Annotated in this window: 17 protein-coding genes and 2 pseudogenes; 13 read left to right on the top strand and 6 right to left on the bottom strand. The window is 58.6% G+C overall.

Features of this window, described 5'->3' with window-relative positions; all coding sequences use genetic code 11:
- Positions 1–41: 41 nt before the first annotated feature.
- Positions 42–509 (bottom strand): hypothetical protein, encoded by a 468-nt coding sequence (locus tag N2601_RS08965; protein ID WP_260303939.1) that lies wholly within the window; start codon positions 507–509, stop codon positions 42–44.
- A 99-nt stretch (positions 510–608) separates the two neighbouring features.
- Between N2601_RS08965 and N2601_RS08960 the strand changes: the two genes are divergently transcribed.
- From N2601_RS08960 to N2601_RS08945, 4 genes are all read left to right on the top strand, one after another.
- Entirely contained in the window at positions 609–752 is a 144-nt protein-coding gene (locus tag N2601_RS08960) for a hypothetical protein (RefSeq protein WP_260303938.1), read from the top strand.
- A 381-nt stretch (positions 753–1,133) separates the two neighbouring features.
- A complete protein-coding gene (locus tag N2601_RS08955; protein WP_260303937.1) occupies positions 1,134–1,799 on the top strand; it encodes an invasion associated locus B family protein in 666 nt (221 codons plus the stop codon).
- Positions 1,800–1,815: 16 nt separating this feature from the next.
- Entirely contained in the window at positions 1,816–3,567 is a 1,752-nt protein-coding gene (locus N2601_RS08950; RefSeq protein WP_260303936.1) for a ShlB/FhaC/HecB family hemolysin secretion/activation protein, read from the top strand.
- Between the two features lie 2 nt (positions 3,568–3,569).
- Positions 3,570–13,400, top strand: coding sequence for a beta strand repeat-containing protein (locus N2601_RS08945; protein ID WP_260303935.1), 9,831 nt, complete (start codon positions 3,570–3,572; stop codon positions 13,398–13,400).
- Between the two features lie 649 nt (positions 13,401–14,049).
- Here the strand turns inward: N2601_RS08945 and N2601_RS08940 are convergent.
- Positions 14,050–14,214 (bottom strand): annotated as a pseudogene (locus N2601_RS08940) (IS110 family transposase); the annotation flags it as partial.
- 100 nt (positions 14,215–14,314) lie between these two features.
- Here N2601_RS08940 and tnpA (N2601_RS08935) point away from each other — a divergent pair.
- The 3 genes from tnpA (N2601_RS08935) to tnpC are packed head-to-tail and all read left to right on the top strand — an operon-like array spanning position 14,315 to position 16,781.
- Positions 14,315–14,743 (top strand): IS66-like element accessory protein TnpA, encoded by a 429-nt coding sequence (tnpA, locus tag N2601_RS08935; protein WP_104822824.1) that lies wholly within the window; start codon positions 14,315–14,317, stop codon positions 14,741–14,743.
- On the top strand, positions 14,740–15,090 hold the full coding sequence (tnpB, locus tag N2601_RS08930; protein WP_104822825.1) for an IS66 family insertion sequence element accessory protein TnpB: 351 nt from the start codon (positions 14,740–14,742) through the stop codon (positions 15,088–15,090). Before tnpA (N2601_RS08935) ends, tnpB begins: the two co-directional genes overlap by 4 nt.
- Positions 15,091–15,137: 47 nt before the next feature.
- A complete protein-coding gene (tnpC, locus tag N2601_RS08925; RefSeq protein ID WP_104822826.1) occupies positions 15,138–16,781 on the top strand; it encodes an IS66 family transposase in 1,644 nt (547 codons plus the stop codon).
- On the opposite strand, the gene N2601_RS08920 is transcribed toward tnpC, so the two are convergent.
- On the bottom strand, positions 16,750–16,995 hold the full coding sequence (locus tag N2601_RS08920; protein WP_260303130.1) for a DUF6429 family protein: 246 nt from the start codon (positions 16,993–16,995) through the stop codon (positions 16,750–16,752). The genes tnpC and N2601_RS08920 overlap by 32 nt on opposite strands.
- 228 nt (positions 16,996–17,223) lie before the next feature.
- Here N2601_RS08920 and tnpA (N2601_RS08915) point away from each other — a divergent pair, with 228 nt between their 5' ends.
- From tnpA (N2601_RS08915) to istB, 3 genes and pseudogenes are all read left to right on the top strand, one after another.
- A complete protein-coding gene (gene tnpA / locus N2601_RS08915; protein WP_445944998.1) occupies positions 17,224–17,631 on the top strand; it encodes an IS66-like element accessory protein TnpA in 408 nt (135 codons plus the stop codon).
- Positions 17,555–18,041, top strand: a pseudogene (locus N2601_RS08910) (IS21 family transposase); the annotation flags it as partial. The gene tnpA (N2601_RS08915) and the pseudogene N2601_RS08910, both read left to right, overlap by 77 nt.
- The gene (gene istB, locus N2601_RS08905) at positions 18,031–18,843 is read left to right on the top strand and encodes an IS21-like element helper ATPase IstB (protein WP_260303922.1); all 813 of its coding nucleotides are present in this window, start codon (positions 18,031–18,033) and stop codon (positions 18,841–18,843) included. The pseudogene N2601_RS08910 and the gene istB, both read left to right, overlap by 11 nt.
- Before the next feature lie 161 nt (positions 18,844–19,004).
- On the opposite strand, the gene N2601_RS08900 is transcribed toward istB, so the two are convergent.
- Complete coding sequence (locus N2601_RS08900; protein WP_260303996.1) at positions 19,005–19,451, bottom strand: hypothetical protein; 447 nt, start codon at positions 19,449–19,451, stop codon at positions 19,005–19,007.
- On the opposite strand from N2601_RS08900, the gene ligD reads away from it, so the two are divergent.
- A complete protein-coding gene (gene ligD / locus N2601_RS08895; RefSeq protein WP_260303934.1) occupies positions 19,343–20,389 on the top strand; it encodes a non-homologous end-joining DNA ligase in 1,047 nt (348 codons plus the stop codon). The two genes, N2601_RS08900 and ligD, sit on opposite strands and share 109 nt — an antisense overlap.
- A gap of 141 nt (positions 20,390–20,530) precedes the next feature.
- On the opposite strand, the gene N2601_RS08890 is transcribed toward ligD, so the two are convergent.
- The gene (locus N2601_RS08890; protein ID WP_260303933.1) at positions 20,531–20,968 is read right to left on the bottom strand and encodes a hypothetical protein; all 438 of its coding nucleotides are present in this window, start codon (positions 20,966–20,968) and stop codon (positions 20,531–20,533) included.
- Between the two features lie 625 nt (positions 20,969–21,593).
- Between N2601_RS08890 and N2601_RS08885 the strand changes: the two genes are divergently transcribed.
- Positions 21,594–22,121, top strand: a complete 528-nt coding sequence (locus tag N2601_RS08885) for a hypothetical protein (protein ID WP_260303932.1) — start codon at positions 21,594–21,596, stop codon at positions 22,119–22,121.
- Positions 22,122–22,306: 185 nt separating this feature from the next.
- Positions 22,307–23,818, top strand: coding sequence for a hybrid sensor histidine kinase/response regulator (locus N2601_RS08880; protein WP_260303931.1), 1,512 nt, complete (start codon positions 22,307–22,309; stop codon positions 23,816–23,818).
- Here N2601_RS08880 and N2601_RS08875 read toward each other — a convergent pair.
- Complete coding sequence (locus tag N2601_RS08875; protein WP_260303930.1) at positions 23,805–24,671, bottom strand: helix-turn-helix domain-containing protein; 867 nt, start codon at positions 24,669–24,671, stop codon at positions 23,805–23,807. The two genes, N2601_RS08880 and N2601_RS08875, sit on opposite strands and share 14 nt — an antisense overlap.
- Between the last annotated feature and the right edge of the window lie 1,048 nt (positions 24,672–25,719).

The following is a 25,719-nucleotide window of genomic DNA, read 5'->3' as shown; positions in this document are numbered from 1 at the left end:
GGCGCCGCAAAGGGATCGATGTCACGAAGGGCGGTCGCGGCTCACCGATATCCTCCGAGCTGTTCTCCGGTCACGCGATCCGAGCGCGGGACGCCCATCTTCTCGATGATCTCGCTCGCAGGGCGATTGGCTTCGACGCGAGGATTGCCGATGGCCTGGCGGCGCAGGTCATACGCCTCGCGCAGTGCCAGGGCTACGGGATATTGACGACGCTCAACGAGGCAATGCGCAATCTTGTTGCCATGCTCCGCACGGATGCGCCCGAGAATCTCTGGTCGCATGTCTCTCGGTTCTTCGAGATCGCAACTCCGATCGAGCGGGGACGTCTCAAAAGGATCATCGGACCAGCGGAACGCTTCGACGGCGAAGCGACGTCGGTCGTCGGCCCGCTGTTTGGAGGGCCAACCGATCTCGTCCTCGGATGGGCGGACGGCTCCGAAGAGCGTCACGATGTCCCGCTCGACTTCTTCCCGCTGCTGCAGGAAGAAGAGCAAGGATTCGTCTGGCATTCGGCGTTCGAGGAGATCGCGAAAAGATATGGCAAGTCCAAATCGTTTAGGACGGCGCTGTCCCGTCGGATGCGGCCCAATTCGTGGTCCGGATCGATCGTGCGGTACCTCGAAGTCTATCTCGGGCCGCTACGATCATGGTTCGAACATCCGGTGCGGCCGCTCGCCGTCTGGGCGAAGGACGAATTCCGACGCCTGGAGCTTTGGATCGAAGATGAAAGGGGGCGCGAGAAGGCGTCCTAATGGGCTTCAAAGTTAGCAAGAATGAAGTCGAAAGACTCCCCTTCTGGAGAACCTAACGAGGTCATCGATGTTGTCGACGAGCCGCGTGGCTTGCAATCGAAAATCGCGAACTGGTTGTAGATATTCCGCCGCAAATCTACACGGCGCTCGCGAATAGCAACTCATACTGTTGCATGATCAGCACGCCTCGCCGAAAACGAGCGCGAATTGCTGCGCTGCGCCAACTACTTCCTGATGCATAGATTTAGAATTCTGCTATTCACCGGCCAAGCTGATGATCAGCCGCACAGAGTATTGAGTGCTGTTTCAAAAATTTGATGACCGATCGAAGGGCAGGGTCTTCCTTGCCTGTTTGGAATTATTGCTTTCAGGAAGGTTTGCATGACGATTTCGGCTTTGGCTCAGACATTTTCCGTCAAAATCCTCGCATCGGCGCTTTTCGTCTCGGTGTTTTGCGCGTCGTCCGGTCTTGCTCAGGAGCAGCCGACGGCCGCCCCTACGGATGCCCAGCAGAAGCCCGCCGAAGCTGCAAACAACTCGCAGCAGCCGGCTCCGCAGGCGCGGGTGCAGAAGTTCGACGACTGGTACTACCGCTGCGTCGATGGCAAGGCTGCCGATGGCTCGGCGGCCACGCATTGCGAAGTTGCGCAGATCGCCACGGTCAAGCAGGGCGATCAGGACGTCAATATCCTGACGCTCGCCATCGCCAAGGCAGATGCTCCCGATGCGCCGAAGCAGCAGAGCACGAAGCTGCCGGCGGGCGATCTCGTGCTGACGGCGCTCGTGCCGCTCAACATGTACATCCCTGCGGGCCTTGGCATTGATGCTGGTGATAAGCCCGTCGTGCAGCTCGCCTACCGCAACTGCAATCAGGCCGGCTGCTGGTCGCAGCAGAAACTGGACGGCAAGATGGTTGCGGCGCTGACCAAGGTTTCCGATGGCACCGGCCACGTACAGATGATGAATGGCCAGAAGGTCAACATCAAGTTCTCGCTGAAGGGATTGCCGGCGGCGCTCGATGCGTTGCAGAAGGCCGCTTCCAACTGACCGGGTAGACGCACTTATGAAGGCAACCCGGCGACCCGCTTCCGCTCGGTACAGTCTCGCTTTGACCGCCAGCGCCTTGCTGGCGGCAAGTTTTGCTGTCTCGCCCGTTAAGGCCCAGACACCCAATGACGACTTTGCCCGCCGACAGGCGCAGGAAGCCGAGCAGCGGCGGCTGAAGGCCCTTGGCGAGATGACGCCAAAACCAACTCCAGCCGAAGCCCAGCAGCCCGCAGCGGCCGGTGGCAAGAAGGCCGGTCCCTGTTTCCAAATCACTCATGTCGAGGTCGAAGGCGTCAAGCAATTCCCGGCGAGCGCCATCGACAAGGTCACTGCGCCCTATACAAATCGCTGCGTCGGCGTCAGTGAGATCAACGGGCTGCTGCGCGACCTGACGCATCTCTATCTCGACAAGGGGTTCGTGAGTTCGCGCGTCTACGTGCCGGCGCAGGATATTGCCGGAACGAGGCTGCTGCGCCTGGTCGCTGTCGAAGGCACGCTTGCCGACATCTACATCAACGGCAAGCCGGCGCCGGGTTCCGGCGTGATTGCCACGGCCTTCCCTAGACTGAAGGACCATATCGTCAATCTGCGCGACATCGAGCAGGGTCTCGACCAGATCAATCGTCTGACCTCCAACAATGCCAAGACGGCCATGCTGCCGGGCAAGACGGATGGAACGTCGATCCTCAATATCGAGAACAAGCCGGATCATCCCTGGCACCTCTCGGTCGGCAACAGCAATCTCGGCGAGGCACAGACGGGATATTCCAAGAGTGCGGCCTCGGTCGGCTATGACGACCTCTTCGGCATCAACGATCAATGGAACTTGGCCTACGAGCGAACCGGGCCGGACTACCCATGGCGAGACGATGGCCAGGGAAGGAGCAACAGCTATTCCGGCAATGCCAGCGTGCCCTATGGCTACTGGACGTTTTCGGTCAACGGCTCCTGGTATGAATACAATAGCTCCGTACCAGGGAATTTCGGCACGCTGCAGACATCGGGCGATAGCAAGCAACTCGGCGTCGGTGCCGACCGCGTCATCTTCCGCGACAAGGATTCGATCACCACTTTCAACAGCGGTCTGACCTATAAGGAAACCAACAATTTCCTGCTCGGCAGCAAGATCGAGGTTGGCAGCCGCAAATATACGGTGGGCGATCTCGGCATCTCGCATTCGCGCCGCATGCTCGGCGGGCTCTGGGTCTTCGATCTTTCCTATAGCCAGGGACTGAACCTCTTCGACGCCGTCGACCCCGGTGATGCCGGAGCCGGCAATGCCGATCCTCGCTTTTCGAAGTTTACCGGCACGATTACCGCGACGAAGCCCATCGAAGTGGCTGGTCAGCACTTCGAGATCGATTCGCTCGTGACCGGCCAATATTCCCCCGACAACCTGTTCGGGGCGGAGCAGATTTCGGTCGGCGGCTATTCCACCGTGCGTGGCACGAGAGAAACCATGCTGTTCGGCAACAACGGTTTCTTTGTCCGCAACGATCTGGTCTGGCGTACGCAGCCTTTCGCCGGCAATGGCGAACTTGCCAAGATTCTCGGAGAGTTCCGGCCCTATGTCGGTCTCGACTACGGGCGCATCGCCTCGCAGGCCCGCTATCACATCGAGGGCGGCGACATGTTCGGCTGGACGGCGGGCGCCAAGCTCGCCGGCGGTCACGTCAATTTCGACATGGGCTATTCGGATGTCCTCGGCGGCACGGTCAGCCGGCGCGATACCGGGCTTCTGTTTGTCAGCACATCAGTGAGATGGTGATCATGAGAAATCGCATCGGCATGTCGGCAAAATCAAAGTCTTCGGTCACCGCTTTGCGGCATTTGGATCAGATCGCCCGGCAATCGCTCGCCCTTATGCTGAGCAGCCTGCTTGTCTTCCAGCCAATGCTGGCGAATGCCCAGTCCGTCTCCGCCAGTACGACGGCACCAGCGGCCAATCAGCCGAGCGTCGGCGCTGCGCCCAATGGCGTGCCCCTCATCGATATTGTCACGCCGAACGGCACGGGCCTGTCTCATAACAAATTTTCTGACTTTAACGTCGGCACGCCGGGCCTGATCCTGAACAATTTCAATGGCGAAGTCGGTACATCAAATCTCGGCGGTGTCACCCCCGGTAACCCCAATCTGAAGACTTCCGGCCCGGCCTCGGTCATTTTGAATGAGGTAACCAGCAGCAATCGTTCGGCGCTGAATGGTCCGGTGGAAGTGTTCGGTACAAAAGCTGACGTCATAGTAGCAAACCCTAACGGAATCTCGTGCGCGGGCTGCGGTTTCATCAACACGCCACATGCCACACTGACCACTGGGGTTCCGAATATCGGTGCCGACGGCAGCCTGACCGGCTTCACCGTCAACGGCGGCGATGTCACCTTCGAAGGGGCAGGGGGCAACTTCGCAGCCAGCCCCGGTTCCGTCGACCTGTTCGATGTCGTTGCGCGCAACATCCACGTCAATGCGCCGATCTATGGCAAGACCGTCCGGCTGACGGGCGGCGCCAGTCAGTACAACTATGCGACCGGTGAGGCGACGGCGCTGACGGCCACCTCCGGCACACCGGAATACTCCATCGACGGCACCGCGCTTGGCGCCATGCAGGCCGACCGCATCAAAATCGTCGTCACCGAGAAGGGCGCCGGCGTCAACATGAGTGGCGACATGGCCGCCAATGCCGGTGAGTTGTCGCTGTCGGCCGATGGCAAGATCTCGATCGGCAATGCCTCGGGCAGCCAGGGTGTCTCCATCACTTCGAAGAACAAGGTGACGGCGGCCAAGGTTACGTCGCAGCAGAAGGTCGCGGTCCAGGCCGACCAGGGCATCACGCTGCAGTCGGTGGCGGCCGACAGCGATATCGTGCTGTCGAGCGGCACGGGCCTGCTCAGCGTTTCCGGCGACGTAAACAGCGGCACCACCGTGCAGATGACCTCGGACGGCGGTATTGCCGCTGGCAGTGTGACGGCGGGTGGTGGCGCAATCCTTTCGGCGACATCCGGGGATGTGATGATTGCCGGTGCCGCCAACAGTGCCGGTGACCTCAATCTTACGGCGACGGCCGGTTCGATCTCGGCTGCTTCGCTGCTGAGCAACCAGAATATCGCGCTGAACGCCGGTCTCGACATTGCCGTTGCTGGCAACGTGCTGGCGCAGGGCAACGTCACCGCCACGGGCCGGTCAATCTCCGCCGGCTTGGTCGTTTCGGGCATCGATATTGCCGCTACCAGCGCTGATCCAAGTGGCAATGTGGTGCTCGGCTCCGCCGGCGATCTCAGCCTGACGGCAACCGGCGGCAACGTCACCACGGGCAATCTGCTGTCGGCCGGCGCTCTCACGAGCGCGGCGACCGGCAACATGACCGCTGGAAGCATCCAGTCTAATGCCGATTTGACGGTGACCGCAACGTCGCTGACAGCCAGCGGCGTTACCGCTCATGGCGCGCTAAACATCGAGGCCGCCACGAATGTATCTGGCCAGATCCTTGGCGCGGGCAACGTCTTGATTTCAGGTGCAGCGATTGATGCCGACGCCATTGTCTCAGGCGTCGACTTTGCGCAAACAGCCGCGAACGGTGGCAGCCTCGTTCTTGGCAATGCTGGTGACATGACCCTGCAAGCCTCCGGCAGCCTGGCGGCCAATACGCTGCTTGCAGCCGGAACCATTTCCGCCACGGCAGCCGACCTCAGCGTCGGCGATGTGACCGGCCATCAGGCCATCGCGCTCTCCGGCAGTTCGAGCCTGACCGCGACCGGCCAGGTTCTCGGGGCGGGCAATGTCTCGCTCACGGGCGGCACGGTTACGGCCAATGAGATTGTCGGCGGTCTCGACTTTGCGGCAACCGAAGCCAGTAGCGGCGGCATTGTTCTTGGCAATACCGGTGATCTGACGCTGCAAGCCTCCGGCAGTCTCACGGCCAATGCCCTGATTGCAGCCGGCACCATCACCGCCACCGCCGCAGATCTCACTCTTGGCAGCGTCACCGGCCACACGTCTGTCGCCCTTACCGGCAGCTCCAGCCTGACAGCGACCGGTCAGATCCTTGGTGCCACCAGCATCAACCTTTCAGGCGGCACGGTCACGACCGGCGAGGTGGTGACTGGTGTTGATTTTGCCGCCATGGCGCAATCCTCGACTGGCGCTATCGTCATCGGCTCGGCTGGTGACCTGGTCATCAACGCCACGAGTGCAAGCACAGGACCACTACTTGTTGCTGGCGATCTCGACGTGACAGGTGGTTCGTTCACAGCCTCGGAAGTTACGGATCACGGCGATGTCACGGTCAACGCCGCTGCGACCATTACCGGTACGCTCCTAGCCGCCGGCAATGTCGATATCACCGGCGCGAGCATTACCGCAGACACGCTCGTCTCCGGCGTCGACTTCGCCGCCACCAGTGCCGATCCGAGCGGTAGCGTTGTGCTTGGCTCGGCCGGCGCGCTGACGCTCAACGCGACGGCCGGCAATATCAATGCCGCCAGCCTGCTCTCGGCCGAAGGTATCACGCTGACCGCCAGCGGCAGCATCGGCAATAGCGTCGCCACGAATGCAGTTGCGCACCAAAACCTGACGATGACGGCTGGCGGTACGATTGCCCTTGCCGGCCAGTCGATGGCGGCGGGCAATGTCACCCTGCAGGGCCAGTCGATCTCAGTCGCAAGCCTGGTGTCTGGTGTCGATTTCACCGCCACCAGTGCATCGACGAGCGGGGCGCTGATGCTCGCGCAGGGCAGCAGCCAGTCCGGCACCATGACGCTCACCGCGACGAATGGCGATGTCGCCGCCAGCAATGCACTGCTATCCAGTGGCGATCTCACCGCCACGGCAAGCGGCGGCATCAGCTACGCATTGCTGCAGAGCCTTGCCAACGCCTCGCTGACCGCGCCGGGCAGCATCAGCTATACCAACAACAGCAATGTCACCGGCAATCTGACGATCGATACCGGCACGATCGATCTCTCCGGGACGCGCGGCGCCAATCTCGCTGTCGGCGGCACCCTGGCCGTCACGGCGACGTCCGCGAACCTAGCCGGAAGCAGCCTGGTCCTTGGCGGCTTGACGCTCGATCTCAGCGGTCAGGCCGATCTGACCGGCGCTGAGGTGAATACGGTCACGAATGCCGGTGGCTCCGGCGATATCGCGATTGCCGCAGGCGGCCTGACCACAAGCAGTGCCACGACGCTGCTGGCCGCCCATGACCTGACGCTGACCCTGTCAGCGCAATCGCCTGCGATTGTCGCGACGACGCTCTCCAACAGCGGGCAGATTGCCGCCGCAAACAACCTGACCATCAATACCAGCGGCGATCTCACCAATACGGCGACTGGTCTTCTCTATGCCGGGAACGACGCGTCCCTGCTGGTCGCCGGAACGCTGACCAACAACCAGGGCGCCATTCTCGCCGGCAATGACCTGACGATCGCGGGCAGCACACTCAGCCAACGCAACGGCGCGACGACCAACATCTCCGGCCTGATCCAGGCTGGCGGCGACATGTCGATCCTGACATCCAATCTGACCAACCAGCGGCTGACCACGCCGACCTGGACGACGGGCGTACTCGTCTCGTCCGGTTCCGTTGTCGGTACCTTCGTCCTTAATCCGGCCGTCGCTGGCCAGCCCTTCGCCTATCTGGAATCGACCGACCAGAATATGTTCCAGCTTTACGCTGGGATCGATCCGGGACTGTTTTCCGATTACCAGCCGCTACTCTGGTCGCAGGCAACGCTCGCTGACGGCACGAGCTATCACGCCTGGACCTGGATCTCCGGCAACGGGCCAACGGAAGTTGGGCCGATCTATAATTGGATCCTGGCAAGAGTGCCGAAGGATGCCAATGGCAATCCTGTCCTCGATGCGAACAATCCATCCCGATACTTCATTGTCGACGAAGTGATCAACGGCGGCTCCGATACCAGCACGACCTACACCTGGGACGGCAGCGCCAATATCAGGCAGTCGATCTACGAGGACCAGTTCACCAGTGCGTTGAGCCCGGAAGCAGTGATCCGCGCCGGCGGCAATCTCACCGTCGATGCCACCAATCTCACCAACTCCTATAGCCGGATCGAAGCGGGCGGCAATGCGACGCTCAGCGGATCGACGCTTACCAACCAGGGTGTCGTCCTTAACCGCACCACGACGCTGACCTGTAATGCCCAGGGTGCCTGCACGGCCTTTAATGCGGATGGCACGGCCGATCCGTCGCGCGATATCGCCAATGGCACGTCGATCGTCTCGGGAACGCAGGCGATCGGCGGCGCGGCCGGTACCCTCAAGGCGGCCGGCGCATTGACCCTCAACTTTGGCACGGTCAACAACTCGTCTCTCGGAACAACCAGTGGCGGCGCAGCAGTCAGTGCTGCGTCGACATCGAGCAATCCGCTGTCGGCCCTGAGCGGCATGACCGCGGGCGGTGCCTTGTTCACGGTCAACAGCGCACTCAGCAGCGTGGCCGGTAATAGCGCACTAACCACAAGCGGCGGTCTGACCGCTGCGCTCGGCAATCTTACCCAGATCTCCGCGGCGAACGTCGCGCAACTGGCGGCACTCGCCAAACCGCAGTCCGGCGGTGTCGGTGGCACCATTCCGGGCCAGGCCTTTATCTTCGAGACCCGTGCCGCCTTCCTCGACGTCTCGAAGTTCTACGGCTCGGCCTATTTCCTGAATCGTGCCGGCTACGACCCCGAGACGAATATTCCGTTCCTCGGCGATGCCTATTTCGACAACCAGTTGGTCGACACGCAACTGCGGCAACTGGTCGGCGACGGGCTCGGAAAAGGCTCCTTCATTCCCGGCAACAGTGCCATCGAACAGATGAAGACCCTGCTCGATAATGGCGCTGCTTACGCAGAAGCCAACGGCCTTGCCTTCGGCGAGGCGCCGACGCCTGAACAGGTGGCCAATCTCAAGCAGTCGATGGTCATCTACCAGGCCCAGACCATCAACGGCGTGCAGGTGATGGCACCAGTCGTCTACCTGTCGGCCGCCGACCGCGCCAAGGCGGGGACATCGGCCGGCGCGATGCTGGCTGGCAACACGGTCGATCTCAATGTCGGAAACCTGAACAATTCCGGCGCAGTCGCAGCGGCCGGCGGTATCAACGTGGCTGCAAGTACGATCAAGTCGACCGGCACTTTCTATGCCGGCGGCAACCTGAACCTCACCGCCTCGAACGGCATTACGCTCGCTGCCCAGACGATGACCATCGGCGGTCAGAACGTCGTCAACCCGAATTCGGGCGTGTCGGCCGGCGGCAATGTCGTGCTCGCCGCCAATGGCAGCGATCTCAATCTCCAGGGTGCCAGCGTCAAGGCGGGCGGCGCGGCCCAACTGTCGGGCAATAATGTCAACCTCAGTGCGGTCACGGTTGACAATGGCGGCCAGCAGAATGCCACGGGTGCGCGTGTCACCGCCGGCGGCAATCTCAGCATCACCGCCAACAACGATGTCAATGTCATCGGCTCTTCCGCCAAGGCCGGTGGCAATCTCAACCTCACGGCCACCAACGGTGCGGTTAATGTCGTTTCGACCGATGTCGCGCGCCGCACGAATGACGGCTACACCAAGACGGCCGGCACCGACCAGCAGGCTTCCCAGCTAACGGCGGGCGGCCATCTGCAGATCACTGCCAATACTGGCGTCCTGATCTCCGGTTCGGATCTGTCCGCCAAGGGCGACGTCGGCCTGGCTGCGAACGGCGACATCAACGTCACAACGTCGCAGAACCAGTCCAGCTCGACCTTCGGCAAGAATTCCTCCTCGTCGCTCACCCATAATGGCTCCACCATCACGGCCGGCGGCGATCTGGTTGCCAAGTCCAACAACGACATCAACGTCATCGGCTCGACCATGGCGGCCGACGGGAAGCTCGGCCTGCAGGCCGATAAAAACCTCACCATTGCCGAGGCGACCGACAGTGCCACGCTCGACGTCAAGAGTTCCAGCAAGAAGAGTGGATTCTTCGGCTCGACCAAGGAAAACGCCTCCGGCCATCTCGAAACCACCACCGCCGTTGGATCGTCTGTTTCTGGCAAGGGCGATGTCACCATCATTTCGGGGGGCGACACCACCATCTCGGCCTCCAAGGTGGCGGCGGGTGACGCGACGCACACATCCGATCTCAATATCCAGACCGGCGGCAATCTGATCGTCACCGCTGGCAAGGACACCGAGACCGAACACGACAAATCAAAGCGCAAGGGTTTCCTGCGTAGCGGCAGCTCAAGTTATGACGCCTACAATGAAACGACGGTCGGTTCGCGGCTTTCCGCGTCTCGCGATGTCAATCTCGATGCCGGCAAGGCAGCGGCCATCGTCGGCTCGAAGGTCAATGCCGATGGTTCGGTAAATGTCTCCGGCGAAAGCGTCTCGATCATCGGCGCGCAGGAGAACCACCAATTTGACACCCAGCGCAAGGATTCAGGCCTCTTCGTCGGCTCCGGCGGCGGCTTCATCTCGCTCTACGGTAAGAACGAAAAGCAGGGCCAGCAATCCTCCACAGACAATGTCGGGTCGACGCTTTCGGCCGGTCAGGATGTCAACCTGACGGCAAAAGCAACCGACGTGAATATCATGGGCTCGTCGATCAGCGCCGATCAGGACATCAACCTGTCGGCGGCGCGTGACGTCAATGTTACGCCGGGTGCGGAAAGCTCGTCGGAATCAGAGACGCGGAAGAAGTCGGGCTTTGGTCTGGCCTTGTCCACAGGCGGTGGCGGCTTCTCGATCGGCATTGGCGCACAGTCCACAAAGGACAGCAAGGCGCAGCAGTCCGACACCAATGCCATATCGACGCTTTCGGCTGGACGTGATCTCAACATCTCGGCGGGTCATGACGTCAACCTGCAGGCGACTAGCGCGTCCGCCGAGCGTGATGTCAATCTCTTTGCCAAGAACGATATCAATCTTCTCTCGGCCAATGATGTCACCAATTATCAGGAGGCCCATGAGAAGAGCTTTGCTGGCGTGACGCTCACCGTGTCGAGCCAGGTCGGCAAGGCGGCCGAGAGCATCATGAACTCGGCCGAACGCCTGTCGGACAGCGGCGGGGTCAATGCCGTCACCAATACGGCGATTGCCGGTCTCGGATTCTATCAGGCCTACAAGGACCTGAATAACGTCTACCAGCAATACCAGAAGTCCGGCGATATCGGTGTCAACGTCTCTCTGACGGTCGGCGCCAGCCACCAGGAAGATAGCTGGTCCTCCTCGTCCTCGACCCCGGTGGTCACCGATATCCGCGCTGGCCGCTCCATTTCCATGGAGGCGGAGAATGGTTCCATCACCAGCGATGGTGCGCAAATCCTAGCCGGCTATGACAAGTTCGGCCTGCCTGTTCTCTCACCCGATCCGTTGACCGGCCGCATCTTTCTGTCAGCTGAGAGCGGCAATATCAACCTGAACGCCGCCACCGGCACCTCGGACTCGACCAGCGCCAACTCCTCCTGGAGCGTTGGTGTCGGTGTCGGCGCGACCTTTGGGGGCGGGGGCAAGGGCACCGCAGATCTAGGGCTGGTCGCCAATGCCAGCTATGGCAAGGGAAGCTCTGATACGGAAAGCCTCACCCATACCAACACCCATGTCAACGGCACCGGCAGTATCACCATAGTCACCAACGATCTGGCGTTGCGCGGTGCCACTGTCACCGGAAACTCGGTCTCGGTTGACGCCCGCTCACTGACGATCGAAAGTCAGGTGGATACGGCCAAGGCCAAGGCTGACCAGCTGAGCCTCTCAGTCCAGACCGGCTTCGGCTCCACCAGTGTTTCCGGCGTCACCCAGAACGCCAAGGGCGATGCGGCGCTCGTCACCGAACAGTCTGGCATCCATGCGGGGACTGGTGGCCTCGATATCAATATCAGCGGCCAGACCAGCCTTGTCGGTGGCCTGATCACCAGTGAGGCTGGCGCGGAGCTCAATAGTTTCTCCACTGGTACCCTGGCGGTCGCCAATATCGATACGCATTCGACCTGGAAAGCCGACACCTATGGCGGTTCCATCGGAACCAGTGGTCTAACCTTTGCTCCAGTCAAAGCGAGTGAGAGCGAGACCGGCAAGGCGCTTTCGGCCATCGGTGGCAATATTGGCATCACGATCACCGATCCGGCACACCAAACGCAGGATATCGCCACGATCCGGCGCGATACGGAAAATACCAATACGTCGTTGCCCAATTTGCCAGACCTGCAGAATACTCTGCGCGACCAGTATAAGACCCAGGCCGATCTGCAGGAAGCGCAGAAGACCATGGCTACGCTGGTTGGCGACATCGCGGACAGGCTTGCAGAAAAAGCACTTGCCGATCGTGATCTTAACGATGCGAAATTCTGGGCTCCGGGAGGGGCCGGACGTGCCTTGCTCCACGCGATAGGCGGGGGCCTGCTCGGCGGTGTCAATGGTTGGGAGGGAGCGCTCAAGGGTGCGCTCGGCGGCGCAACTTCTGCTATGATTGCACCTGCCATCGAACAGCTCGTCAAAGGCATGTTGAAAGGAACCAGCCTCGACGGCACCGAAAAAGGTGCACAAGTCGCCGCACTGCTTGGCTCAGCTCTTACGGCGGCTGTCAGCGGCGCCGTCGGTGGCGTTGATGCCGTCGCTTATGCAGTTGCTGAATATCAACACAACTACCTAACGCATCCGGAACTTAAGAAGTTTGCGTCCGATTTGAAGGATTGCAATGGCAAAGCGGCGTGCGAAGAAAGTGTTGGCGAGCAATACAGGGCTCTGAGCAATCAGAATAACAAAGACCTTCTGGACGCAATTAACCGCCGCGATCTCGCGGCTGTTATGAAGGCGGTCAATTCGGACAACACCGCGGGCATTAGAGATGATGCTTTGCTTTCTCTCGACCCCACCTCCAACGCCGCTGACATTTTCGACAGTGTCTTTTGGGATGGAGCGAAAATAGACACTGGCTCGGGCACCGAGTTCTACAACCTCTATGCCTTTATGGCCGCCAAAGAAATTATGATTGAGCAGTACACGTCTGGCCAAAAGTCCGCCGGCGACATTGCTCAATTGATGGCTCAATATCTCGGTAATGGCATCTATGCCCCCAAGCTTGACGTTTTCTTGGCGGCGATGGTCGCTAAAGTCGACGCGCTGAAATCGAGCGGCGAAAAAGTCAATATCACTGCCAAGGACATCGATACAGGAAGTGCTACGTCGGCCGATGGTACGGCGAGCGCAAGCACCATCCCGAGCGATTGGCGACGGGTCAGCGGTGTGGGATCTCAAGTTAGTACACCTCGAGGGTTCGCCACATATATAACGTCCGATGGCGACATTGTTCATGTATCACCGGCGGGGCTTGTTTACGGAACCGACCCGAAGTTCGTTAATAGAATTGATCATGTTCTGGCTCACACTCAAGCTGATCCTACCAAGCAGGTTCATTCGGTATTCAACGTCCAGGGCGAAGACGCTCTAACGCTCGTTGATCAAGCCTGGACGCAACGCGGATCGCCATTAGCAAATGACCCGCAAAGTTTCGTGGTTCCCATGGGACAGAAAGTTGTGGGTACAGCAGGTGAGACGAGCATTAAGATTGTGGTAAAGTCACCAGGCAGCAACGAGATCATAACCGCGTACCCGGTTCCATAACGGAGAAGAGACTTGTTACATAAGAAATGGTGCCCGCGATGTGACCAAGGTTGGGTTGTACCAGTCAAAGTGATGAAGACTGGCCAAATTATTCAGTTTTGCTTGGAATGCGATGCGGTTTGGCGGCAGGACGTGAAAGAACTTAAAGCCGAACGTTATAGTGAGAATGGTGAGGAGGGTACGTTCATGACCCTTGGTCCGTTTCTCGAGGCTCAGAGAATACATTACGGAGGGGACGCCATCGTGAATGTGTATGTTGAAAATGAACCTTTGTGGCGGACCGTTCCATAGGCTGGCTTTACTCAACCGTTCGCGGGTAAGGACAGAAGTAGTAACTCCAAGCTCACATGAGGATTTCGCCGTCAAGATCAATCACTGTTTCACAGCGTGCTCCTTTCGATTTGTATCGAATCCATGGCTGAGCCACCTTGCATGACGCGGCACATTTCCGTCGCCGGTTCAAACTCACATACGGTCGCCGTTTTGTCCGGCAGCACCACTATCCCGCTTGCGTTGCGGCAAGGCTCAGGAGAACGGGACCAATCTAAAGCGCGGCATTTGAAGCCCGACTTAGAGGCGGTTCGTTCACCTGGATCCGCCAGGATTGATCAGTCCTGGAAGATTTGTGTGTTCGGCCATTTTACGGTCGTCAGGCGGTCTTCATAACAGCCCCTTCGATGACAACACCCGCAGTGACAAACTTCCACAGCGCGATAAGGAGCTTGCGCGCCAGGGCAACTATCGCCGCTTTCTTTAAACGTCCACCATTCGACTGTATCCATACGCCAGGAACCGCGGAACTGGGTCGTGTGCGCGGGTCATTGCGTACGCATCCGAGTTGGGCCGCATTGTGCAGTGAGTGAGAGTGTGGATGCTCTGTCTATATAGACGGCAATATAGACGGTGCTTCACACATGGACTTGAGGAATGATCTCACCGGGCATTTCAGCCGGATGGAGATTGTCGATAGCGGGCGTCGCCGGCGTTTCACGGATGAAGCGAAGCTGGCGATCGTGGCTGAGAGTTATAACGGCCCGCGACAGGTGACGGCCACGGCGCAGCGTCATGGGATCACGCGCTGGCAGTTGAATGCCTGGCGCAGGGCCGCGCGGGAAGGACGGCTTGTCCCCCGCTCGGCGAACGGATTTGTTCCAGCGATCGTTGTTACCGAGCCTAATGTTGCGAATACGCCACCTGCGGCGACTGTCGCTGTGCCGCCTTCTGTCACCGCGCCCGGTCGCATGGAGGTGGTGAGTGCGAACGGCCGGCGTGTGATCGTCGGTCGGGATGTCGACGTGGACGTCCTGCTGCGGCTCATTTGTGGTCTGGAGACGTTGCGATGAACCCGTTTCCGATGGGAACGGGGGTCAAGGTGTGGCTGGCGACGGGACATACAGACATGCGGTGCGGCTTTCCTTCGCTGGCCCTTCGGGTGCAGGAGGTGTTGAAACATGACCCTCTGGGCGGTCATCTGTTCTGCTTCAGGGGTCGACGAGGTGATCTGGTAAAATTAATTTGGCATGACGGCCAAGGCGCCTGCCTGTTCACGAAAAAATTGGAGCGCGGGCGGTTTATCTGGCCCAATGTTGAAGGCGGCGCCGTCGCGATCTCGGCCGCACAGCTTTCTTATTTGCTGTCGGGAATTGACTGGCGGGCGCCGCAGGAAACCTGGCGTCCGACACGGGTTTGAGCGCCTTCTTCATTGAATTTGTTCAGGAAATATGCTCTAAAATTTGCATGTCATTGCCACCGCTTTCCCTTCCGGACGATCTTGCCAGCGCCCACGCCGCGCTGCTGGCGGAACGCGAGGCGCGGTTGCAGGCGGAGGCCGAAGCGACCAAAGCCAAGGCAGAGCTTTCCAGCATCGAGGCGCTCAACGCCCATCTGCAATTGCTGATCGCCAAGTTGGAACGCGACAAACACGGTCCGAGCCGGGAGCGCACCCAGCGGCTGATCGACCAGATGGAATTGCAGCTCGAAGAGCTGGTCGCCGACGCGACCGAGGACGAGCTTGCGTCCGAAGCGGCCTCTGCCAAAAGCCAGACCGTTCGGGCCTTCACTCGCAAGCGGCCGGTGCGCAAACCCTGGCCGGACAATATCGAGCGGGAACGTGTCGTCATCGAAGCTCCTGGCGCCTGCATCCATTGCGGTAGCGAACGGCTGTCGAAGCTGGGCGAGGATACTACCGAGACGCTGGAGGAGATCCCACGCCGCTTCAAGGTGGTCGAGACCGTCCGGGATAAGTTTACTTGCCGGGAGTGCGGCTGCATCAGCCAGGCGCCGGCGCCGTTCCATGCCACACCGCGCGGCTTTCTCGGCCCCAACCTTCTCGCCACTATAGTCTTCGACAAATTCTCCGAGCATCAGCCGCTCAACCGCCAGAGCCGGCGTTTCCGCAGCGAGGGAATTGATCTGTCCACCCAGACGCTTGCCGACCAGGTTGGCTACGTCAGCGCCGCCGTCAAGCCGCTCTTCGATCTCATCGAGACGCACGTGTTTGCGGCCGAGCGATTGCATGGCGACGACACCACTATCCCGATTCTCGCCAAAGGGCAGTGCATCACCGGCCGGATCTGGACCTACGTTTGCGACGATAGGCCCTTTGGGGGACAGTCGCCACCGGCCGCCGTCTTCTACGCCTCCAGCGACCGGCGTGGCGAACATCCACAACGACATCTGGCCGAGTTCAAAGGCATTCTGCAAGCTGACTGCTATAATGGCTTCAATCCGCTCTTTGATCGTACGAAGAAACAAATACCGGTGACGCCGGCTTTCTGTTTTGCCCACGCGCGCCGGAAGTTCTTCGAGCTGGCCGACGTCTCTCGCAGTGCGCGCCGCGGTAAAGGCGCACGGCCTGTCTCGGCGACGGCGTTGGAAGCGGTTAAACGCATCGACGCGTTGTTTGCCATCGAGCGCGATATCAACGGCACAAGCGCCGAGGAGCGGCTTGCCGTGCGCCAGGAAAAGAGCAAGCCGCTGCTCATCGAGTTGGAGGCCTGGTTGCGCCAGGAACAGGAGGGCCTCTCACGCTCCTCACCGGTCATCGAACCGATCAACTACATGCTGTCGCGCTGGGTCGATTTTGCCAGATACGCCGATGACGGCAGGATTTGCATGACGAATAACGCGGCGGAAAGAGCCCTGCGCGGCGTGGCTTGCGGCAGAAAAAATTGGAGCTTCGCCGGTTCCGATCGCGGCGCCGACCGGGCCGCCATCATGCTGACCCTGATTACGACGGCTCGCCTCAACGACATCGATCCAAAGGTCTGGCTTGCCGACGTGCTGGCCCGCATCGCCGAGCTTCCCGTCTCCCGCCTGCATGAGCTCTTGCCTTGGGAGTGGAAGGTGATCAAGGCGATGGAAATCCCGGCTGCCGCGTAAACAGTTTCCGAAACAGCTCTTCCGACCGGCGCAGACCCTCGTCCGTCAGCACCAGTGACTTCGACTTGTTCACCGGATCGCCGATCAGGCCTTTCTGATACAAGCGATCAGTCGTCGCCCACTCAAACCCCTTCCAGGCGCAACGCTCGTTGTGAAGCGTCAGCCATAGCAACGCCAGCACCGCGTCGTCAATTTTGTCCTCGTCGATCTCCATTCCGCAAGCTTACCACGCGCGACCCCAAAGATCCCTGCGGCCTACCTCGGATGGATACGTCATTGCTGATGTATGCTGCGGATAAGATTCAGGCGATGATCTGAGCAGAGGCTTTTTCGGCCTGGCGCAGCCTTTTCCACTCCCATGGGAGCAGTTCGTGCAAGCGGGAGACGGGCAGATCGTAAGCGCGAATTTCTCCGCACCTTCTTTAGTTGAGTGAGCTTTGGCATGAGGTGTCCACCTAAAAGAGGTGGACACCAAATCATGGATGAAGGTCAAAAACTTGCCGTGCGGCTGGTTGGTCGGAATGGGCGACGCCGTTTCGATCAAAGTTCGAAAGATCGCCTTGTTGCGGCCTGCCTTGAACCCGGCGCATCGGTATCGAAACTTGCGCGAGAACACGGGGTCAACGCGAACCTCGTTTGGAAATGGATCAGGAAACACACACAGGCCCATCCATTATCGCCGTCTTCGACATCTGCGTTTATTCCGGTTCAGATCGCCGCCGCGAGCAGCAAGTTCGACATCGAGATGCCTGCCACGGATCGCGAAGAGCGATTATCCGGATCGTGTCGTTGTCGCCGCCGAAGGCTTGATCATCTGCGAGCACCAGCGCATTATCGACCGTTCCCATGATCGGCCGGGACAGACGGTTTATGACTGGCGGCACTATCTCGCGGTCGTGCAACGCAAACCCGGCGCTCTCCGCAACGGTGCTCCATTCACCGAGCTTCCCGAGGCCTTCAAAGCCTTGCAACAACACCTGCTCAAGAAACCTGGCGGAGACCGCGAGATGGTCGATATCCTGGCGCTCGTCCTGCAGCACGATGAACAGGCCGTGCTATCGGCCGTCGACATGGCGCTGAAGTCCGGCGTTCCGACCAAGACGCATGTGTTGAACCTGCTGCATCGCCTCGTCGATGGCAAATCCTTCACGCCGCCGACGATAGATGCGCCCCCAGGCACTGACACTCACCAATGAACCAAAGGCCAACGTCGAACGCTACGACACCCTGAGAAAGACGGAGATTCGCCATGCGTCATAACCCAGCAAGCGGCGCGATCGTGATCATGCTGCGGCAATTGAAGATGCACGGTATGGCCCAAGCCGTCGGTGAACTGACCGAACAGGGAGCGCCGGCGTTCGAGGCCGCCATTCCGATCCTGTCGCAGCTCCTCAAAGCGGAGACGGCGGAACGGGAGGTTCGATCGACAGCCTATCAGCTCAAGACGGCACGCTTTCCCGCTTACCGTGATCTGAACGGCTTCGACTTCGCAAGCAGCGAGATCAACGAGGCGCTCGTGCGTCAGCTTCATCGCTGCGACTTCCTCGACGAGGCCAACAACATCGTCCTGGTCGGCGGGCCCGGCACAGGCAAAACGCATGTCGCCACGGCAATCGGTGTTCAAGCCATCGAGCATCATCATAAGCGGGTTCGCTTCTTCTCGACCGTCGAACTGGTCAACGCTCTCGAGCAGGAGAAAGCTCAAGGACGGTCCGGTCAGATCGCCAACCGGCTCATACACTCCGATCTCGTTATCCTTGACGAGCTTGGATACCTGCCATTCAGCGCATCAGGCGGTGCACTGCTCTTCCATCTGCTGAGCAAACTATACGAGCGGACCAGCGTCATCATCACCACCAACCTGAGCTTCAGCGAATGGGCCAGCGTCTTCGGCGACGCCAAGATGACCACCGCATTGCTCGACCGGCTTACCCATCACTGCCACATCCTCGAAACCGGAAACGACAGCTTCCGGTTCAAGAACAGCTCAGCGCATGAACCCAAAACAGCAAAGGAGAAAAGTAGGAACTTGACCACCACCACCGACCCGAAACATACCTAAGAGGCGGGTCAATTCTCGGCGCAAATGCCGGGTCACTTCTCAGTGCAAATCAACACCCTCTCCACTGTCGCCAGGGAGTCTCATCATAATCAGGACATCAAGGGTGGGCGGGTCATTCCGCCGTCAATGTGTTCCTGTTATGTTCCTACATTCGAGATAAGTCAAGAACGCTTTTTGATGGCGCCGAGCACTTCGTCGATTTCACCGGATGTAATGAGGCCGAGCATGTGGTGATCGGCCAGGTCGACGAGGGCCGCCGCAACCTCCCGTTCGCCCCAGCCAGCGTCGACCGCCTTGCTGACAAGTTCAGCGAAGGACAAATGCATCGCGTATTGACACCAAAGATGCCGATCCGGATCGGGATTGTCACAGCGGGGAGGTTGAATATCAGTCATTGCTGGAATGTCGTGATTATTTCCGTCTGCGTCAAGGGAGCGCCCTCTTGCTACTCCATCGGGATGACTCGACTCTTCCGGCTTTGTCTGCTGGACTATCGGGCATGACAAAGGCTCCTCGTAAGCCATCTCGCCCGCTTCTTCGCGAGACAGAGCCACCACTTCGCAGCAGGCCACGCAAGCCGCGTGATCCTGAGCAGCCACGCCTTCCATTTGATCCCATGCCGGAACGCATCGAGCCCTGCCTGGCGCAGCTCGTTCCCAAGCCGCCGAAGGGTGACAACTGGCTTTTTGAAATCAAATGGGACGGATATCGCCTAGCACTCCACATCGAGCCGACGAGGATTCGCGTCATCACGCGAGGCGGCCACGATTGGACGCATCGGTTCCCTTCGATCGCACAGGCAGCGTCATGGCTCGGCGGCACAATGATCCTCGATGGCGAAGCCGTCGTGCTCGATGAACAGGGCCGCGCCGATTTCGGCGCCTTGCAGCAGGCGCTCGGAGGCCGCGGCGGTAAGCGAAGTGCCAGTGAAGCGATTTTCCTTGCCTTCGATCTGCTGTACCTCGATGGGCATGATCTCCGGGGAATGGCTCTCGCTGAACGTCGGCAGATGCTCGGGAGCATCATTCCGGTCGACGCTTTCGGCGCTATTCGGCTATTACAGGCGATCGAAGGCGATGGCGACGTGCTCTTTGCCGCCGCTTGCGAACATGGTCTTGAAGGCCTCATCGCCAAAAAGCTGGATGCGCCATATCATTCGGATCGCCGCGGTGATTGGGTCAAGATCAAATGTGTTCAGAGCGAGAGCTTTTTCATCATCGGATACGAGCCGTCGACGGCCGCGCTCGGTGGTATCGGTCGACTTCTATTGGCGGCGCGCAAAGGCGAGGGCCTTGTTTATGTCGGCGGGGTAGGGACCGGATTCAAGCGGCACGAGGCCACGAAGCTGCGTAAGGATCTCGACACTCTCAAGACGTCAAAACCCGCAGTGGCCCTGAAGCGGAAGGGCACTATATGGGTACAACCGACGCTTATCGCCGAGATCGAAAATCGCGGTTGGACGGACGACGGAAAGCTGCGGCATTCGTCCTATAAAGGCTTGCGGGAAAAGCAGGACAATGCGGCGGTCTATCGGATCGATGTTTGACCAGCCTGATGAAGTCATGGAAGAGAGCTCGCTCGTCGGTCTGCGACGAACTGGCATCGGACCCGGATTTGGTCGCGGCAGATCTGGTCGATATTTGATCAACCAGCGAACGTGCGTTAGCCGTTAACCGGAATTCGAGGCTTACCAACCGATATCCCAGGGCCGAGGCTTGCCATGAAAGATCACCACGCGGGCGCCGGGCGGAATTGAGCCGTTTCCACTTTCATCGTCATGGAGCGCTTGGCGCACATGGGACTTCCAGGAGACAATCTGGCCAGGCAATAAGTTCTGCCATCTGCTGGCGCGCTCAAGCCAGAAGTGCTCCAGAAAGGCCTGGTCGCCGCCCTTGTGATAGATGTCCATCCAGTGCTGTGGCTGCTCAATCCATTCGGCCCAGATCTGCTCCCGAACCGCTTCCGGCAGATACATGATCGATGATTGCAAGCCTTCGGGGCGATAGATGTCGCGCATCAGGGCGAGTTGTTTGACGGATGCGATATCGGCAAGGCTTCCGACAATCGAGGTGTCGAGATCCATGAAGAGAATGTCACCAGATATCCCCGGCCGAAAAAGCTCCATCTTCGACCACCACCCCGGCCAGTCATACATCAACGGCCGAGTCCGGACGTTGTCGGCTTCAATATCGGAAAGGCACCAAAAGTCAGCGTTGGGCAGATGATGCATCACCTGAGTACGCAATCGTCGTACATGGTCGGCCCTGTATTCGCCGCCGGATCGCAGGACACAAAAAACGGAAGTCACCTTCTACCAGCCTCGATTGATAAATCTGCATCGTCGAAGAAGATTCGCCGATTGGTAGAGGATATGGGATCATTATTGCAGGAGTCATCGGCCGCATCGAAATTTTGGTGCCCTGTCGATCATAGGACACAATCATATCGATCTTGGTTGAAAAGAGCTTCGCGGAGTCTTCAAATGCCCTGTTCGCCAGCCGTCTTAGGGACGGTCCCTCCTGAGGGAGGGGCAAGACCATCGCAGGTGCGGGCATCATTGGATGATCGCTTGCGGCTCTGAGTCCCTCGTTCCAGGGGATGAGCTGCCCTTACCTTGATCCGAGGAAGTGGCGTTGCCTTCCTCACTCCAGTCTACTTTGTGTTTCACCAATACAGCAACGTAAGCGTGAATTTCTTTCGAAACAATTTTAAAGTACGCGTGACTGCAAATGATTGGGGGATCGATTAGCATGTTCAAAAGTAGAATGCTGGCACTTGGGTTGCCATTAGTTAGCATTTTCTTCAACGGGGTCGTGGCGGACGCAGCTACGCGCATTCCGAATGGATGTAGGCAGAATGTTTTTCTGACGATTTCTGGCAACATTGGTAAGACGACGAACGGTGCCAAAAACGCCTATGAGATGTCTGAACGCGAATTTCTCGCTTTGCCGACATCCACGGTGACGACATCCACGCCATGGACTCCTAGAAGCGACTTCGTTGGTCCATTGCTGAGTAGAGTGCTGGGCGAAGTTGATGCGAAAGGCAAGAAGCTGCGTCTTGTTGCACTCGATGACTTTAGCGTAAAGGTGGACGCCGACTATCTTGAGAAGTACGGCACCATTCTTGCGACCAGCAAAAGCGGGATCCGGCTGACGATCAGAGATTTTGGACCGGTCTTTGTCATGTATCCTCGAGACAGCTTCAAAAACGAATTGGACACTCCAGCGGCAGCGTCATATCTCGTTTGGCAGCTATGCGGGATCGAGGTGGAATGAGGTTATTCCATCTTGCATGGTTCTGCATTCCCGCAGCAATCGTCGCGATATGCCTTGGCGTCGTCGTGTATAATTGGGCTGCCATAAGAGCGGAATATGTCCTTTGGGATTCCGCCAACGGCCGGAATCCATCCTATTTCTACTGGCCGACCGCGCAGGTGCTTAGAGAGCTCGAGACCGTCAGATTGGATTTGAAGACCATTGCCGACGGATCTGCGGTCGAGCCGGATACGCTTTCGTTTCACATCGATGTCTTGATATCCGGCATCAATATTATCGTGCGGCCCTCGGAGCTGAATGACGGCTACAGGACGCTTCCCGGCTTTTCGGAGGATGGGGCCGCTTTGGCCAAATTCGCGGCGGATGTCCTACCGGAAATCAAACCGGATATCTCGTCGGCCGATGCTCAGGCGCTATTGCCTCAGTTTGAAGATATGTCCTTTGCACTGGACAGAATATCCAAAGCCGCCATGGATCAGGATAGTAGCCTAAAGGAAAAGTCCTTTGAAACCATCCAGGCAGGGCACGTCATCATTCTTGTGATCGCAGGACTGCTGATTTGCGCGATAATATCCTTTGTCATCATTTCAATATTTTATTGGTGGGCTATGGCGGCGAGAACGCGCGCCGTAGCTGCTGCAGAAGCGGCCGTTGCGGACAAGATCAGTTTCCTCGCCATGGTCAGCCATGAACTGCGGACGCCGCTTCAGGTCATCGTTTCGGCGCTGGATATTCTGGAGCGTCCTCAAGACGTGGGGACCCGGAATGAGTTGACCGCACGCATCCGCCGGGCGGCTAACAGCCTGGCCGTCCAGCTTCGCGATATGCTGACCCTAGCTCGAGCGCAAAGCGGGTATATCGAGCTACAACCCGGTGTGTTCGAGGCAGGGGAACTGGTTCGAGAAGTGGTGGGAAATTATAGAGCCGCCGCGGACGCCAAGCATTTGGAGCTGCGGCACACAGGTCCCGATGAGGCCGTTTTCCTGGTCGCGGATGGTGAGCGTATCGCGCAACTTCTGCACAATCTCGTTTCGAATGCGATTAAATATACGCCGCACGGCTGTGTTCAGGTTGATCTTGCGCCGTTTGATGAGAAGGCGAGCGAATTGGTTCTACGGGTGGTGGACACCGGGCCTGGCTTGCCGCCGCGGATCCTTGAAAGCAGCGCCGATGCGACGGGACTGCTCAGCCTTGGCAGTGGACGAGGCATTGGTTTGTCGGTCGTCCAATCCCTGATACGGCAGCTCGGTGCGCGCATGACCGTCAGCAGGCCGTCCGATGGTGGCAGCGTCTTTGACCTTGCGATCCCCGCCGTCCTTGCGGAGGGACCCTCACACGGGGCGAACGATGCTCAGAAGCGGGTGCTTGTCGTCGACGATCATCCTGATCTTCTGAAAGGTTTCTCCGCGGTGATCGGAGAGCTTGGCTTCGCGACCGACCTTGCGCCCTCCGGCATGGCGGCGCTGAACTACGCGGCCGCACATACCTATTCGGTGATCTTCATTGATCTCGACATGCCGATCATGACGGGGCCTGAGCTGGCAGCGCAGATCCGCAAGACGGAATTGGGCTACAAGCCAAAACTTGTCGCGCTGTCAGCCGCCAATTATGGAGCCAGGCACGACTTGTCATCCTTCGACGCGACGCTGAGCAAGCCGATACGCCAGCAGCAACTGCGAACGATCATGCAGTTTTGAAACTCGCGTTCAAAGCGGCAATAAGGATTGGCATGCTCGCCGGCTTCGTGAAGAACTTCAAATTGTGCCGCGCCAGAGCCGCTGCGATATTCTCCTCATCCGCATTGCCCGTCCTGATTTGTCCGGTCAAGATGATGATCGGGCAAAGCGCATTGCGCGCACGAATGTTCTCGACCAACTCCAGTGCGGTCTGGCGCCGCGCATCACGCTCTATGATCCAATCGAGCACATAGGCGTCGAAGTCGGCCTGATCATAAAGGGCTTGGGGATCGTTAAAGGCTATGGCCTCAAGGCCTGCCATTTCCATGTAGTGAACGATCGTTTGCGCGGTGTCGGCGTGGTCATCGAGAATGGCGACCCGGCGCCGAGAAGCGGTCGGTTCGATCAATAGTCGCGTGACAGCGTGTGCCGGTATGATCGATCTGGCATCCGCAGGCATGACGCGCCAGGAGCCATCGATCTCCGCGGCAATTAATGTTCCCGGTGACACCTGTCCAACGACATTGCCCAATCGAATCCGGCAGGGCACGATGTGGTTGTTGATGACAATCGATGCTTCCAGCAAGGCATCCGACTTGTCGAGTGTGACGAGCTCTTGCAGCGTCTCGCCGAAATGTTCGGCCACGCGCTTAAGCTCTTCCAACGACCATGAGGCGTTCGTTGTCAGGCGGCGATTTCCAGCGGAATAGGAAAGCCCGAGGATTTCGGAAATGGTGACGGCAAAACGATACTTCGGAATATCATGCCGCGTAAGCAGCGCCGCAATGCATTGTGCGGCGAGAGCGGCTTCTCCGTCAGTGCCGTCTATGCGGGTCTCGAATGCCGATCCATAGTTTTTGCATATTTCGCTCACAATTCAGGTGCCTCTTATTGCAAATGCGCGAGATGCGCGTATTAATCGTCATGAAACGCGTGTATTGATTGTTCGGTGCCGTTCCCCGGGGGTGGGATTAGTTCCATTTTGTGGCAGGTATATGCGGAAAGCTCAAGGTAATAAGAATCCTGAAGTGGCGATGCTAGATCTTGGCCGGCGACCAAAGATCTCATGGGTTCTGAGGGGCGGCGTTGGCGAAGTGATGTTCGACGCGGAAGGTGACGACGCGATCAACAGTTCAGTCGCGCCGTGGCGTCAACCCGTCAAGGGGGCCTTGGCTTATCCTCCCTTGGTCCAAGACCACAATCGATTTTATACTGTAAAATGAGATATTTAAATGGAAACAAACACTAAATTGGTGATATTATTCATATGTGCTGTAGTGTCAGCTATAGCTGGCTCATATGTTATACTATTAAGCGGATATATAGCGAGTGAAGTAATAAGATTGGCGTTTGTTGGGATATATATACTAATTTTCTACGAGATGTATAAGCGCATCAAAGACAAATAGTGAATACATATTTCGATCTCTACGCAAGATAGTTAAAGGATTCAATATGAGTGACTATAGTATAACGCCAGGCGGCGCCGCCGGATTGGGTGGGGGGATTGCGGGCACAGCTCTGGGAGATCGCGCAAATCAATCATTGCAGGACGATCGTGGGAGTTTGTATGGACAGGGGCCTGATGCAAAAGAAGGAGGATATTGGGGTGGGTTGGTCGGAGCGGGTGTCGGAGGCTTCCTCGGCGGGATAGGAGGGGGACTCTTAGGTAATGTTCCTGGCGCAGCTGCCGGGGCAGCATTTGGCGCCTACTACGGCGACGTTATGGGATACGGATTCGGCAACCTTCTAGGTTCCGTTTTTGACACCCCCTCGCCGCAGCCCAGTATTCCTCTTTCAGAAATCGATCAGCCATCACCCGCTGTGACGCTTGCAAGCTACGAGCCAGATCCAACGCCAACGGCGATTTCGCCACCCCTGGACACGCCGCCCGGTTTTGCGATGGAAGTTGATTCTACGTC

Origin of the sequence: Rhizobium sp. CB3060, from assembly GCF_025200735.1 — a bacterium.
Lineage (GTDB): Bacteria > Pseudomonadota > Alphaproteobacteria > Rhizobiales > Rhizobiaceae > Rhizobium.
The sequence above is the reverse complement of the archived record's forward strand: the minus strand, read 5'-3'. Positions and strand labels throughout refer to the sequence as shown.

Bases quoted from the DNA above. Each gene is read 5' to 3' on its own strand.
- N2601_RS08965 (WP_260303939.1), bottom strand. From the start codon at position 509: ATGCCAGACGAATCCTTGCTCTTCTTCCTGCAGCAGCGGGAAGAAGTC.
- N2601_RS08955 (WP_260303937.1), top strand. From the start codon at position 1,134: ATGACGATTTCGGCTTTGGCTCAGACATTTTCCGTCAAAATCCTCGCA.
- N2601_RS08950 (WP_260303936.1), top strand. From the start codon at position 1,816: ATGAAGGCAACCCGGCGACCCGCTTCCGCTCGGTACAGTCTCGCTTTG.
- N2601_RS08945 (WP_260303935.1), top strand. From the start codon at position 3,570: ATGAGAAATCGCATCGGCATGTCGGCAAAATCAAAGTCTTCGGTCACC.
- tnpA (WP_104822824.1), top strand. From the start codon at position 14,315: ATGGACTTGAGGAATGATCTCACCGGGCATTTCAGCCGGATGGAGATT.
- tnpB (WP_104822825.1), top strand. From the start codon at position 14,740: ATGAACCCGTTTCCGATGGGAACGGGGGTCAAGGTGTGGCTGGCGACG.
- tnpC (WP_104822826.1), top strand. From the start codon at position 15,138: ATGTCATTGCCACCGCTTTCCCTTCCGGACGATCTTGCCAGCGCCCAC.
- N2601_RS08920 (WP_260303130.1), bottom strand. From the start codon at position 16,995: ATGGAGATCGACGAGGACAAAATTGACGACGCGGTGCTGGCGTTGCTA.
- tnpA (WP_445944998.1), top strand. From the start codon at position 17,224: ATGAGGTGTCCACCTAAAAGAGGTGGACACCAAATCATGGATGAAGGT.
- istB (WP_260303922.1), top strand. From the start codon at position 18,031: ATGCGTCATAACCCAGCAAGCGGCGCGATCGTGATCATGCTGCGGCAA.
- ligD (WP_260303934.1), top strand. From the start codon at position 19,343: ATGACAAAGGCTCCTCGTAAGCCATCTCGCCCGCTTCTTCGCGAGACA.
- N2601_RS08900 (WP_260303996.1), bottom strand. From the start codon at position 19,451: ATGGAAGGCGTGGCTGCTCAGGATCACGCGGCTTGCGTGGCCTGCTGC.
- N2601_RS08890 (WP_260303933.1), bottom strand. From the start codon at position 20,968: ATGGAGCTTTTTCGGCCGGGGATATCTGGTGACATTCTCTTCATGGAT.
- N2601_RS08885 (WP_260303932.1), top strand. From the start codon at position 21,594: ATGTTCAAAAGTAGAATGCTGGCACTTGGGTTGCCATTAGTTAGCATT.